11 protein-coding genes, 2 tRNA genes and 1 riboswitch are annotated in these 13,008 nt (G+C 46.5%); of the genes, 9 read left to right on the forward strand and 4 right to left on the reverse strand.

Features of this window, described 5'->3' with window-relative positions; genetic code table 11:
• Window positions 1–28 precede the first annotated feature (28 nt).
• The 5 genes from ACO6VE_RS15645 (at window position 29) to ACO6VE_RS15665 (ending at window position 2,546) form a co-directional block, all read left to right on the forward strand.
• Window positions 29–105 (forward strand) — tRNA-Met (locus ACO6VE_RS15645).
• Window positions 106–163: 58 nt separating this feature from the next.
• Window positions 164–240 (forward strand) — tRNA-Met (locus ACO6VE_RS15650).
• Between the two features lie 34 nt (window positions 241–274).
• Window positions 275–1,156: a patatin-like phospholipase family protein gene (locus tag ACO6VE_RS15655; RefSeq protein ID WP_422448420.1), complete on the forward strand. Its 882-nt coding sequence runs from the start codon at window positions 275–277 to the stop codon at window positions 1,154–1,156.
• Window positions 1,157–1,434: 278 nt separating this feature from the next.
• Complete coding sequence (locus ACO6VE_RS15660) at window positions 1,435–2,013, forward strand: DJ-1 family glyoxalase III (RefSeq protein WP_422462218.1); 579 nt, start codon at window positions 1,435–1,437, stop codon at window positions 2,011–2,013.
• A gap of 134 nt (window positions 2,014–2,147) precedes the next feature.
• Window positions 2,148–2,546 (forward strand): hypothetical protein, encoded by a 399-nt coding sequence (locus ACO6VE_RS15665; RefSeq protein WP_209275073.1) that lies wholly within the window; start codon window positions 2,148–2,150, stop codon window positions 2,544–2,546.
• Between the two features lie 148 nt (window positions 2,547–2,694).
• Here ACO6VE_RS15665 and ACO6VE_RS15670 read toward each other — a convergent pair whose 3' ends face one another.
• Window positions 2,695–4,377 carry an AMP-binding protein gene (locus ACO6VE_RS15670; RefSeq protein WP_422448425.1) on the reverse strand — a complete coding sequence of 561 codons (1,683 nt, stop codon included), beginning with the start codon at window positions 4,375–4,377 and terminating at the stop codon, window positions 2,695–2,697.
• A 306-nt stretch (window positions 4,378–4,683) separates the two neighbouring features.
• On the opposite strand from ACO6VE_RS15670, the gene sctD reads away from it, so the two are divergent.
• Genes sctD through ACO6VE_RS15690 form a run of 4 tightly spaced genes read left to right on the forward strand, consistent with a single transcriptional unit; the run spans window position 4,684 to window position 7,046 of the window.
• Window positions 4,684–6,120: a type III secretion system inner membrane ring subunit SctD gene (sctD, locus tag ACO6VE_RS15675; protein WP_422462220.1), complete on the forward strand. Its 1,437-nt coding sequence runs from the start codon at window positions 4,684–4,686 to the stop codon at window positions 6,118–6,120.
• Window positions 6,086–6,358, forward strand: coding sequence for a hypothetical protein (locus ACO6VE_RS15680; protein ID WP_163371874.1), 273 nt, complete (start codon window positions 6,086–6,088; stop codon window positions 6,356–6,358). Before sctD ends, ACO6VE_RS15680 begins: the two co-directional genes overlap by 35 nt.
• A gap of 14 nt (window positions 6,359–6,372) precedes the next feature.
• The gene (locus ACO6VE_RS15685) at window positions 6,373–6,642 is read left to right on the forward strand and encodes an EscF/YscF/HrpA family type III secretion system needle major subunit (protein WP_101746242.1); all 270 of its coding nucleotides are present in this window, start codon (window positions 6,373–6,375) and stop codon (window positions 6,640–6,642) included.
• A 29-nt stretch (window positions 6,643–6,671) separates the two neighbouring features.
• Complete coding sequence (locus tag ACO6VE_RS15690) at window positions 6,672–7,046, forward strand: tetratricopeptide repeat protein (protein ID WP_101746243.1); 375 nt, start codon at window positions 6,672–6,674, stop codon at window positions 7,044–7,046.
• A 1-nt stretch (window position 7,047) separates the two neighbouring features.
• On the opposite strand, the gene ACO6VE_RS15695 is transcribed toward ACO6VE_RS15690, so the two are convergent.
• The 3 genes from ACO6VE_RS15695 to ACO6VE_RS15705 all read right to left on the reverse strand — a co-directional run bounded on the left by ACO6VE_RS15695 (window position 7,048) and on the right by ACO6VE_RS15705 (window position 12,596).
• Complete coding sequence (locus tag ACO6VE_RS15695; RefSeq protein WP_422462222.1) at window positions 7,048–10,452, reverse strand: glycosyltransferase; 3,405 nt, start codon at window positions 10,450–10,452, stop codon at window positions 7,048–7,050.
• A gap of 56 nt (window positions 10,453–10,508) precedes the next feature.
• On the reverse strand, window positions 10,509–10,931 hold the full coding sequence (locus ACO6VE_RS15700) for a CesT family type III secretion system chaperone (RefSeq protein WP_422448431.1): 423 nt from the start codon (window positions 10,929–10,931) through the stop codon (window positions 10,509–10,511).
• Between the two features lie 72 nt (window positions 10,932–11,003).
• Window positions 11,004–12,596, reverse strand: coding sequence for a Na+/H+ antiporter NhaC family protein (locus ACO6VE_RS15705; protein WP_422448433.1), 1,593 nt, complete (start codon window positions 12,594–12,596; stop codon window positions 11,004–11,006).
• 139 nt (window positions 12,597–12,735) lie between these two features.
• Window positions 12,736–12,906, reverse strand: a riboswitch (Lysine riboswitch).
• Window positions 12,907–13,008: the final 102 nt, after the last annotated feature.

Here is a 13,008-nt window from a genome sequence, read left to right on the forward strand (position 1 = left end):
TTTTAAAGAATCAGCTGAACAGTTTTGTCGCGGGATGGAGCAGTCTGGTAGCTCGTCGGGCTCATAACCCGAAGGTCGTTGGTTCGAATCCAGCTCCCGCAACCACTTTCATAAAGCAGTTGATGTTTCTTTATTTTTTAAAGAATCAGCTGAGCAGTTTTGTCGCGGGATGGAGCAGTCTGGTAGCTCGTCGGGCTCATAACCCGAAGGTCGTTGGTTCGAATCCAGCTCCCGCAACCATCTTATCTCAATTAAGAACCTCATCACTCCAACCATGCAACACATCGCCCCCTCCTCATCCATAAAAAGAGCGCTGGTTGTTGAAGGTGGAGGTATGCGTGGCATTTTCACCGCTGGTATTCTGGACGCTTTTCTTGATAAACGAGTCCAAGCTTTCGATGGTTACTATGGCGTCTCGTCTGGCGCGCTGAATCTCAGTTCATTTATTGCGGGTCAACGTGGACGCAATCTTGATATCTATACCAAGCTATGCCTTGACTCTGAGTTTATCAGTATTCTGCGTCACATCAGGGGTGGGGATCTGTTTGATCTTGACTGGTTTTTCCAAAAGCTTTCACAACAAAACGCTTTAAACTTTGACCGTTTCAGAAAGAGGCTGAACACTCAACGCTTTACCGTTGTCAGCACATGTATTGAAAGTGGAAAACCCGTTTATCACAGCATTGACAGCAACACACCAAATGAGGTCATCAACGACACATTGAAGGCAAGCAGCGCCTTACCCATGATTTATCGAAAGCCGGTATTGGTTAATGACCACGCCCTGACCGATGGCAGTTTATCAGACCCCTTGCCAATACAAAAAGCGATTGATGACGGCCATAATCAGATTGTTGTACTTAGAACCAGGCAAGCAAACTTTCGTAAAAGCTCAGCGACCGGGTCAAAAATTTATGCCTGGCAAAATCGTCAAATGCCAGCCGTGTCAACGCTGATAAAAGATCAGAACATCATTTACAACCAGGCGGCAGATCTTGCGGAATCAGTTGCACAAGACTCAAGCGTACATCTGGTTCATATCTCGCCACTGAAGCCACTGAACACCTCCAGAGGAACAAGACACAGAAACCACCTTGTGTCTGATTACCACAGTGGCTACACCCTCGGCTATAACCTTGCCGGGCAACTGGCATAATACCAATTCATTATCAAATTTATCTCACCAGCCCTAACTATCTGCTAGATTAAAATTCTGTCGGCATAAGAGCCTGTTTAAATATCTTAATGCGAACTGAAAGCGACGATAAAACAATCCTGTTATTCATTTTTTCTCATTTTGTAGTCTGATTCTGTGCAGAAGAGAGCCAATATACAGAAGCTTTATCTCTCAGTTTTAACTACCCGCACAAGATCCCATACGGCCTTAAGCTGCAGACATTTACTTAACACCCCACCTTCTAAATAGGGTCTACCATGCCAAGACAGGTTCTCATCCCAATTGCTGATGGCTCTGAAGACATTGAAGCTGTGTCCATCATAGATACACTCAGGAGAGCGGGCGCACAAGTCACTGTAGCCAGCTGCCTTCCTGATGGCAAACAGACCATCACCACCTCACACAAAACACAGATCACAGCAGATGTGCATATAGAAGCCTGCACAGGCAAGCCGTTTCACCTGATCGCCCTTCCTGGTGGCATGCCCGGTGCCGACAACCTGAAGAACTGCAAAACGCTGATAACACTGCTGCATGACCAGCAAAAAGCCGGAAAATGGTATGCCGCTATATGCGCCTCGCCTGCGGTTGTTCTTGCTCATCACGGTTTACTGGATAACGTCCACGCGACTTGCTACCCCAGCTTCATGGAGCAAATGGAAGGTGCCCTGACACATCCCGGAAACACCGTAGTCGTGGATGAAAAGAAACGGGTTATAACAGCCCAGGGCCCGGGCAATGCCATGGGATTTTCATTTAAATTAGTTGATGCACTCTATGGAAAAGATGCTTTTCGGCCGATAGCCAAACAGATGATTGCTGACTGGGCCTTGTGATCCTTCTCCAGTAAAAACCCCAACCTCATCAGCGATGTTAATTGAACGTAGTTGTACAAATGCGTATAGAATACATATAAGGGTTTTCCGAAGCCGCAGGGAAGCCCAGTGCATTAACCCACGAGGTATGAAAAATGGAAAGCTTTATCCTGATTGTGGCTGGCATTTTTGCACTGTATTACCTGAGTCAAAAACAGGACATTATGGCAAACAAGATGTTTGGTCACGAATTCAACCGTTTCGAGCGGATCTACCACAACACCACCTACTCTTGTCAAAATTCCACCATTGTCAGAAAGCAACTAACCAGTGGAATGCCCCTGCCCTTCATTCCAGCGACCAGCTATTCAGTAAGAGCCTTATGCCTTACCGAAGACAATCACTGGTTCTGGTTTGATGCCTCTATACATCGCATGAAACTGGATCGCACCAGCATTACCCCCACCGATGCCAAAGACGCATTTAACGCCTTGAAAGACGACCCTGAAATACTGCACCGTTACTTCTCAAACCATGACCAGCAATCAGCATAACTGACTGCCAGAAACGCCTTGACATATAAACGACAGATAAAAAATATCCTGTAACCCTGATTACCAGGGATTACAGGACTTGTGATAAAGAGACCACCCTTCCGAATGGATCCCACCAAAGCATAACAGGTTAACTCACAACCTATGACTACCGAAGGTCTTTGCGCAAAATCTTGCCAACCGGTGTCATCGGCAATTCATCACGAAATTCACACACTTTGGGCACTTTATAGGCCGTCAGATAATCACGACACCAGTTTAGTAACTCGTCAGCTGTAAGACTGTCATCTGACTTGATAACAAACAACTTGACCTTCTCCCCGGTATTCTCATCGGGCACTCCAATGGCTGCACAGTTTGCCACCTTCGGATGGCCGGAAACAACATCCTCAATTTCATTCGGATAGACATTAAAACCGGAAACCAGAATCATATCCTTGATGCGGTCAACAATTCTGACAAACCCATCTTCCTGGATCACAGCGACATCACCGGTTTTCAGCCAACCATCCGTACTGAGTACTTCGGCTGTTGCTTCAGCTCTCTGCCAGTATCCGGACATAACCTGCGGCCCCCTGACACAAAGCTCCCCAGGCTCACCTATCGCAGTCTCACCACCATTCTCGTCTATGGTTTTCAGCTCTGTGGAAGGTATTGGCAGGCCCGCTGTACCTGGCTGTGACAAATCACCGGCTGGATTCATACAAACGGCGGGAGAACACTCTGTTAACCCATAAGCTTCAGAAATAATACACCCGGTCTCTTTATGCCACCTTTGAGCCGTTGCCTCCTGCAGCGCTGTCCCTCCGGATAAAGTTACCTTTAAACCTGAGAGATCACATTCTTTAAATTTGGGATGATTCAGCAAGCTGGCAAATAGGGTATTCAGGCCAATAAAAGCAGTAAAACGCCACGGTTTAATAAACTTAATAAATGTATCTGTATCTCTCGGGTTAGCTATCAGAATACTGTGATTCCCCATAAACGGCATACACATTAAATGCACTGTGAAGGCATATATGTGATAAAGCGGTAAGGGTGCGATAAGCGTTTCGTGCCCTGTTTTTAAAATTTTCTGCCCCTGTTCATCCACTTGAGACAGCATCTCTTTGGACTGAAGCATATTTGCTATCAAATTCCTGTTAGTCAAAATGGCACCTTTGGCCACCCCGGTAGTACCACCAGTGTATTGAAGTACCAGGGGATCAGAGAGCTTACCCTCCGGAATCGGTTGATAGTCAGAGGCTTTTGCAGCCCTGAAGGAGTCAAGCAGCGGAACTGCTTGGGGTAAGGAATACCGTGGCACCATCTTCTTAACATATTTGACCAGGAAATTAACCACCTGCCGTTTCGGAGCCGGGACCATATCAGCAAGCCGGGTCACAAAAAGATGCTTGATTTCTGTCTGACCAACCACCTCTTCAACGAGATCACCAAAGTTTTCAAAAAATACTAACGCCTTTGCTCCCGAGTCCTTGAACTGGTGCAACATTTCCCGGGCAGTATAAAGCGGGTTGGTATTTACGATAACCAATCCGGCTCGCAACGCGCCATAAACGACAATCGGGTACTGTAGAAGATTGGGCATCTGAATCGCAATTCGATCCCCCGGTTGCAGATCAGTATTTCTTTGGATGTATGCTGCAAACCGCTGACTGTAAAGATCAATGTCAGCATAAGTCAGTGTATGTCCTATGCCTGTAAATGCGGGGAGCGAGCCATTCTCATTTAAAAAAGCATTGATCACAGATAAAGCACTGGAATACTCATCAGGGTTAACAGAATCACCAACCCCAGCAGGCCTTTTACCATTCCAGAATGATGCATCCATAACACTGCGCCTCTTATTTTATGGTTATTGTTATCAGGGCTATTTAACCTTTTCAGGGAATTTTACCCAATATTTTAACGACAGACATCTAATTAGTGACGAATTTGCCGAATAATTATCATGTAATCTCTGGCAATGACGTTTTTTTTACCTTAATCTATTTTTTAAGACACAATTTACGCAGATAGTCAGAGCACGTAAAGACACCAGTACTAACTACGGACAGAATCAACAGGATGTTGACCATAAAACCGTCTACGAGCCCAGTCAGATCATTTTCTGCTTTACCATGGCAGGAGGTCATTGATGACTGAATTTTACCTGAAAATACTCTCCGGCAACCATATTGGTGCCGAGATCCCCATCGAGCCGGGCAGGTACTCCCTGGGTAAAGATGATGGTTGTGACCTGGTATTAACCGACGACAACCTGAATGATATCGAGCTCATTATTGAGATTTCCAATGATGGCCAGATCAAAATCCAATCAAGCACAGCGGATACGCCTTTATATGTAAATGGCGAGCCCGCAGGCTCGAGTATTCAGTACCGCCACTTTGATATTGTTACCTCAAGCAGCCTGTTTATAGCTATCGGCCCCGCTGATGCAGAGTGGCCACCTCTGGCACTGCCGAACATAGCCCCTCCCCCAACACAGGAACTGACTGTCAGCGAGGAAGAGCTGCCATCCCCTGACCCAGATGAGCTGGATCTATCTGGATCTGACTTTCAGCAGCCACTGTCAGATGAGGATGAAGAGGATGACGAAGAAGATGAGGACGATTTTGATGATACATCCTTTTTAGCAAGTATTGATAAAAGATGGCTTGCCGCCATTCCAGTCATACTGCTGATTATGATAGCCGGCGTGAGTCTGATGATTTCCAACACGGATACCGAAGTACAAAAAGTAACAAGCATCCCGGGAGTTCTCGAAATCTCGGCAAAGGCCAGGGACCAGCTTGGACTTAAAGAGGTAAAGTTCAAACAGCTGCCCGATAAATCATTACTCGTGTCGGGTTATACACCAACGCTTCAGGACAGACTTGAACTGCAAAAATTTCTCAGAAAGCAGGGCATTCCTTTTAATTTGCAGATCATTGTTATGAATGAAATGCGTGATAACGCTGAACTGCTTCTCAGAGACCGTGGTTATGACAAACTTGAGCTGGAGCTGGATAACACGCCCGGATCTCTGGTGATAACCGGATATGTTTCAACTTCTGATGAGCTTGATAACATTATCAGCATGCTCAAACAGGAGATTTATGGGCTTACGTCAGTTGTTGATCAGGTTGAGAACCAGATTAGCCGGGTCAATACCCTCAAATCCATGCTGCGGGAAAAAGGGTTGATACCAAGAATTCATGTCGTCACCCGGGATCAAACGGTGATCCTGAAAGGGCACCTGCTGGATGAAGGACAAGTTTATGACCTGCAAACGGTAGTAGCCAAATTTCAGAAAAAATACGCCAACAAACCATCCATTGAATTAGCCACCAAGTATGCAGGAGGTACAATAACGGACAGTCAATCACCTTTATCGTTAAATATACGCGGTATCAGTATGGGCAAAGTGCCTTACGTGATACTGATCGATGGTTCCAAGTACCTCATAGGAGCAAAACTTTCTAATGGGTATATAATTGAAGATATCAACCTTGAGTATCTTTTATTAGCTAACGGAACTGACAGAATCAAATACCGTCTTGGAGGGAACCGTGACGGACAAACCGAAAAATGAAGAGAATATTCTTCTCTCAACAACTGAAGAACAGTTGATTCAAGATAAGGACGGCTCCTACCGGGATCAGATCCTTAACCATTTACTCTCTGAAGCGACTCGCCTGAAAGGATTAAAAGATAAAGGCGCAGCTCCGGAAGATTTTTCAAAAATCGACAGCCTGCTCACCGCTGTAGTTGCGGCTATGGAGGTCGTTGATAAGAGCTGGAAACAGCATCACGGTCAATCAAAAGCCTGAGAGGGAACTCAGCCATGGCATACCAGGATACCTACAACCCGAATTACAATCAGCCAGGAAGCGCCGGTTTCAGCTTTGACAAAGTATCTGAAACATTCGGAAGCCAGGCAGAAGCGCTCGATACAGCACTGAAAACCCGTGTCGCCAATATGGATCCTAACAGTACCAAGGATATGGTTGAGTTCCAGGTAGAGTTCAACAAGTACATGATTGTTGAAGGTCTTCGTTCAAGTATCGTCAAATCCATCAAGGATACGATACAGAGTATTATTCAGAAGCTCTAAACTAATTTTATGGATGGAGATAGTCAGCAATGATTGATGACAAACTTTTAAAAACTCTGGCGGATATTGGCTTTATGGCCAGCGGAACCGGGCTGCCAAAACATGCTTTTGGCATTTTCAACGGTATTGAAGCCGCCAGGCCTGACAGCCCGCTTAGCACCATCGGCTTTGCCCTTGAGTTTATGAATCGAAAACGTCATCAGGAAGCTATTGACCTGTTGCATAAGGAAGGTCTGGCAAAGCACCCTGAAGATCCTACTATCAAGGCCTTTCTGGGATTAGCTTTGATGTTTGAGGGACGTAATAAAGAAAGTGAAGACTATCTTAAACCACTGCTGTCTTCAAAAGAGGCAGAACCCGCTGAAATGGCCAGAGAACTTCTTGCCAACATCCACGGCCAATAGCTTATTCCGGAAGCTTACCTCGCAAAGCTTCCGGGAAGTTTTTCCCCGGCACCGCTTTCTCAATCATCCACTGCTTGACCACCGCCGTAAGAAAGATTAGAAATTGCTCCAGTTGCTGAGGGTTCTCAGCCATAGTCTGCACCAGACGGACAGACTTGCTTAACGTATCAACTGAAAAATAATGGTCAGAAATTACCCTTTCAGATAGCCCGGAACCAGACTCACTGAATACTCCCTTCCCTCCAACTTCACGCCTGAACTCAGTAATTGAGCCAGAAAGCAAATTCTTCACCAACTCATCTGACAGCGTTGTTGCAGGTTCAAACCACTCAGGTTCACCCCAGCGTTGAATCTCTTCTGCCCCCTGACATAATCGACTTACCACCCTGTCAAAATACCCCTTGAGACGCTTTCCTGAGAATGCCTGAAAGCCATGAAAGGTCCATAGATTCACTTTCTGTTGCCAATAGAACTCCTGATCTAAACGCGGTAAGTGACAAACAGTCATTCCTTTACAACGCTCCAGAAGCGCACACCAGTCATCGTGATGATCCACAACAACCCTGAACGTAGCATCGAGGCCTTTTTCAAAAGCACTGGCATATTGACTGCAAAGGAAAGGCTTGATGTTCGATAACGTGTCACTCGCAGCGGTCCGGACCAAATTATTGGTCACCAGACTCTCTTTCACCGGCGGCATCTCAATCAATTCACCATTAACCAACTGGAAGAGGCAATCCCGATAACCATTAAAGTGGAACTGTTCAACAACGCTCCAGAGAGACGTGAGCATAAAGCTGTTATCCGTGCCACAGAAGGCTCCCCGGGGATCATTCAACTCAGACTCGAACGCTTTTATAACACCAGGGCAGAAAGCAGCTTTAACATCCACAAGATGAGGTATGCCATTTCTGGATACGACATTCCGATTATGAACATCCCCCATTCCCAACAGGATCGATAAACCAGCAATAACTCCCAGGCGCTGGTAATAATCGTTTATCTGCTGATCATCCAGCACCTCATTGAGACCTCTATCAACAAATTCACTATAACCGTAAGCGCCTTGAAAAGATCCTGACAATATCCTTATGGTCGCCAGCCCAGGTTGCTCACCCAGCCACTGGTTAAGCTTACCGGCGATATTACTGTTATCAGCAGTATGCCCGATAATCTGCCGCTCGACAGCCAGATCCCTGTTTTTATAAACCAGCTTCTCGCCATTATCGCAAACGATAATGGCAATCATGCAAGAAGACGAAGTACTTAACGGAAAATCAAGGCGGGCAATACTCTGCGCTGGCTGTTGCCAGCGATCAGAAAATAGCTGATTGACACCCCCAAGATCTCTGTAAAACCGGGCAAATAATTGTTTAAAGTCTTTCAGTGCACGGATAATCCATAAGCGATTCAAACGATACCACAAAGGAAATTCAGCACTCAGGAATACCAGCCCGCCCTGCTCAACGACAGAGTCCAACACATCGGTATATTGCACAGTCCCTTTCATCTCAGCAACCCAGCCAATTGCCTGCAACAACTGACCATCCAGCTTTGCAGCAAAGGGCTTGAGCAGGCTCGCTCGAAATTCAGGGCTTTCTGACTGGTTATGGTAGAACGCCAGCTGCACATCCAGCCAGCAAAGCAAAGGCTCCAGAAGCCTGAACCGATGAGGCTCGACACAATCCAGATGCAGCATCACCTCAGCCGGGAGCCTTTGCTCTTCAGGCCACCATCTTTTTTGATGGTCAGCCTGATTTATTGACGGTTTATCGGTCAGAGCCAGCAGTTGATATTTACACATCCACATAATATTCAACAGAAGTGCCGGTTCCTGAGGAAACTTCGCCTTCAGGTCCGTCACATGGCAACCGGATAGACAAAGACGGGCTACCTGGTCAATCAGGTCCGTTTTTAACAATGAGTCCATTTCGGTATAGTGAACAAACTGCTCGGATCTCAGCAGCAATCTAACACCTCGATCCGTTGTCGTAAGGAACTGGTCATCTATCAACTGACTGGCTGGGTAATGCTCAAATATCTGATGATAAGGAAGCCCAACTGGCCTTTTATTTAATCGGGAAATCTGATCAGCGTCTTTATTCAGACCACTCACCAACTGATGATACTCATCAACAACGGCTTCCCATCGATAATTCTCAAATACTCTCTGCCTTCCCTGCTCTCCCATGCCAGACAGAAGTTCAGGCTCCTGAATCAACTGATGAATTTTCTCTGAACATTGGCTTAAATTAACCGCTGTCCCCTGGGCTTGCAGCATATGGGCATGGTCCGTCAATAATGAACCAAGTGGACGGGCGAGATCATCCAAATCTGTCGATACGGTTTCAATCAAACAGCCACTGACCCCATCATCAACCAATTCCGAATAGCCATTCCAGTCGGATAAAACAACAGCCTTGCCATTAACCATTGCTTCCAGAGGTACGATGCCAAAACTTTCCTGAATATTATCCGAAAGCGTCAGAACCAGATCACAGGCTGACAGCCATTGATGTTTACGGTCATCTGCAATTTCCAGCTCAAAGCGGACACTGCCTTCAAGGTTTAAATCATAAGCTTGTTTTAACAGGGACTGCACCGTTGGATTGCCAGCATCTCCTGCACCCGCAATAATCCATTTGATATTTCGGTGCCCATAACCCTCCACCAGATCATTCATTACCAGCAATACCGGATGGAGGTCCATCTTGTTTGAAGGAGCAATCCGGCCAAGGGTTAAAATGACAAAAGATTCCTGAGCAACACCCAATACCTCTCTGGCTTCCTCTTTACTTCCTGCATAACGCTCATCAGGATCTATCCCCAGGGGCAGCTTTGCAACACTCCCCTTGTAAGGTATAGCCACACCAATATGATCTGAAATACTGGAACTTGCAGCAGACAACAGACGCATCATCACTTTTTTCTGCGCTGCGCTGCTGCATAAAATTGCGTCACAGCTTTTTAGCGGTGACAACAATAAATCACGGGTATTTGACATATTTGAGTCTGTACTCAGCGTATGAGCCCGACCCGTAATAGGAAATGGTTCCACACAGTACGCATCACGAAGCGCTGCGAGATGACCAACCCAGGGATCACCCTGATGAAAAACCTGGTACCTGACCCTGGAAAAATACCGGTTTAACTCATGAGCCGGCAAGAAATGGATGGCTTTATCACTGCCATAATGCTGAAGAAAAGATTCCCAGCCGGTTCTCAACTCCGGCAATAACGACTGAGGGGAAAATATATGTATCTCTTTGAATCGACTGTAACGAATGATGGCTTTCAGAAATCCGTCATTGGCACGCCGGAGTCCATTGAAATAGGCAGCTTCAGTACTGGCAACCAGGCAACCAAATATTGAGGAACCAGTGGATTGCTGCTTTTTCAAAGGCATATCGAACAACTCTAATCATTGACATACCTTATATATCGAACTGACAGCAGCTTCTATTAGGACATGAACATCATGGCTGGGCCAGGGGGGGCACTTTGCTCAACCCAATTGACAAAAAGTGCATGATTATTGGCCAATGCTGCAATGACCTCTTCAATACCATCAACATTCAGGCTCTTTATCGGAGCAGAAGCATATAGAGCCAAAGCATCGACATCAGGGTCGATACACAATGAAACACGCTCATGGGCAACCAGAGCCAGGTTTTTTCCCAGCAGCCTGATCAACAATTCTTCACGCTTACTATTATCCCCGGGCAGCCTGGCAATGATGCTATAAGCATAAAAGCGACCATTGGCCTGAAAACAGGCAACCTCTATCCGACCATCAACCAACAGAGAATATCTGTCGTTTTCATACTCCAGCTCATCTATCTGCTGACGAGCAGCGTATGAATTCATCAATTGTTCAAAGCTCATAGCATCCATGCCCTTGATTTAAATAAGTTCAAAAAGGCGTCCCTGCCTCTCCTTAAGCATAGTGCAGCTTAATTACTTGGCCAGATGACCGGAAGCGGGTGCCAAAAAGCGAGATTTCAAAGAAATCCTTCTGAACAGAATAATAAGACCTGTAAACGCCACGAGTGATGCAGCAAAGCCTAAGGAAATCGAGTGAGTAATCCCCATGACCAGATACCCGAACATGGCTACAGCCGCTATGCCAAGCGCGTAAGGAAGCTGAGTATTGACGTGATCCATGTGGTGACAGGATGCCCCGGTGGACGAAAGAATTGTGGTATCAGAAATCGGGGAGCAGTGATCACCAAACACAGCACCTGCCAGCACAGAGGCCAACATGGGCAGCATCATGGCTATGTCCGCTGCTGCCGCCATATCTCCGGCAATGGGCAGCATAATACCAAAGGTGCCCCAACTGGTTCCGGTAGCAAAAGCCATCACACCAGAGACAATAAAAAGCATCATTGGCAGAAAGCTGGGAGAAATATTCCCACCAACCAGACCAGCCAGATACTTACCGGTCTCCAGCTGGCCAATTATTCCAGTCAGAATCCAGGCAAACACAAGAATATAAATAGCTGGCAACATTGACCTGCTGCCCTCAGCGATCGCCTTCTTCCAGGTGTTTCCGGAAATATTTCGACCCAACAACCGGGCCATCGCAAACAGAAGACCAATCATACCGCCACTGATCAGTGATAACGTAACATCGGTATTCTCAAAGGCACCCAGAATGGAAAATGCCTGATCATCACCAGCAAGAGCGGTATACCCCGTCCAGATCATGGCAGCGATCGTTGCCAGCACCAGTACCAGAATCGGTGACACCAGATCCGCCACACGGCCATTTTCATCTTCTTCCAGAGCTGGAGCACCCGGAGGGTTACCCTTATTGGCATCAAACAGATTGCCAGCAAGCGCTGCACTCTCGTGTCTGGCCATGGGGCCAACATTAAGATCCATGGCTGCAGTAAAGAAAACCAGCGCCAGCGCAAAAATTGCATAAAGGTTCATGGGAACCATGGCCAGGAATGAAAAGACCGGGCTATCGCCAACAACACCGTGGGTCGCCATAATAGTACCCACCAGAGCAATGATATAAGCACCCCAGCTTGAAATTGGCATAATTACGCAGATTGGAGCAGCGGTCGAATCAATCAAATAAGCGAGCTTGGCTCTTGAGACTTTGTGCCGGTCAGTGAGTGGCTTACTGATACTCCCCACGGCAAGGCTGTTGAAATAATCATCAATAAAAATGATAACACCGAGAAAGACCGTCAGTACCTGCGATCCCTGACGTGTCTTGACACGCTCACGAGCCCACTCACCAAAGGCCCTGGCTCCTCCAGAAATAGTGATCAGGCTGGTGATCACACCCAGAACCAGCAAAAACAACAGAATATAGAGATTGCTAAAATTAAGGCCTTCATCCCAAAACACACCAACAAACCCATCAAAAATACGATGAACGGTGATAAGCGGGTTCAAGCCGGTCAGCAGTAACGCACCGGTGACAATACCAGCGCCCAGAGACCACAATACTTTCCGGGTTATGACTGCCAGAATAATTGCGACGGCTGGGGCCAATAACGATAACGACGAATCACTGAAACTGGTTAATTCCATAAAAACTGATCTCGTTTATTGATCACCCATGCCCGTTATTCCAATGCTTATCAGGATGAGTGAACCAGTTGTAATTAGATCAGGAGGCAAGCGTACATGGAGGAAGCGCGAATAAAGAAAACCTCATCAGCGCTCTCTGGTACCCGTTAGCTCTCCACAGTAAAAACTGTGACAGTAGTACACCTGTTCGATGCACTACCAGTGAGACTGGTTGACCACCAGGCTCACTTCGGCACCATTTCCTTTCAATCGGACTACGGACGTCACCCTATTCCGATTTACTGATAAACAGCGCGCCTCTAACTAGGGAAAGAGGATCACAGGCAGGAATGTAGCAAGAGGATACTCACTACATCACCCCTGAATGGGCGCATTATGCACCATTGCTCCCGATATAAATACCCAAAGCAAG

It is taken from the genome of Endozoicomonas sp. ALB115 (assembly GCF_049310245.1).
Classification (GTDB): Bacteria; Pseudomonadota; Gammaproteobacteria; order Pseudomonadales; family Endozoicomonadaceae; genus Endozoicomonas.

Bases quoted from the DNA above. Each gene is read 5' to 3' on its own strand.
- ACO6VE_RS15655 (WP_422448420.1), top strand. From the start codon at position 275: ATGCAACACATCGCCCCCTCCTCATCCATAAAAAGAGCGCTGGTTGTT.
- ACO6VE_RS15660 (WP_422462218.1), top strand. From the start codon at position 1,435: ATGCCAAGACAGGTTCTCATCCCAATTGCTGATGGCTCTGAAGACATT.
- ACO6VE_RS15665 (WP_209275073.1), top strand. From the start codon at position 2,148: ATGGAAAGCTTTATCCTGATTGTGGCTGGCATTTTTGCACTGTATTAC.
- ACO6VE_RS15670 (WP_422448425.1), bottom strand. From the start codon at position 4,377: ATGGATGCATCATTCTGGAATGGTAAAAGGCCTGCTGGGGTTGGTGAT.
- sctD (WP_422462220.1), top strand. From the start codon at position 4,684: ATGACTGAATTTTACCTGAAAATACTCTCCGGCAACCATATTGGTGCC.
- ACO6VE_RS15685 (WP_101746242.1), top strand. From the start codon at position 6,373: ATGGCATACCAGGATACCTACAACCCGAATTACAATCAGCCAGGAAGC.
- ACO6VE_RS15690 (WP_101746243.1), top strand. From the start codon at position 6,672: ATGATTGATGACAAACTTTTAAAAACTCTGGCGGATATTGGCTTTATG.
- ACO6VE_RS15695 (WP_422462222.1), bottom strand. From the start codon at position 10,452: ATGCCTTTGAAAAAGCAGCAATCCACTGGTTCCTCAATATTTGGTTGC.
- ACO6VE_RS15700 (WP_422448431.1), bottom strand. From the start codon at position 10,931: ATGAGCTTTGAACAATTGATGAATTCATACGCTGCTCGTCAGCAGATA.
- ACO6VE_RS15705 (WP_422448433.1), bottom strand. From the start codon at position 12,596: ATGGAATTAACCAGTTTCAGTGATTCGTCGTTATCGTTATTGGCCCCA.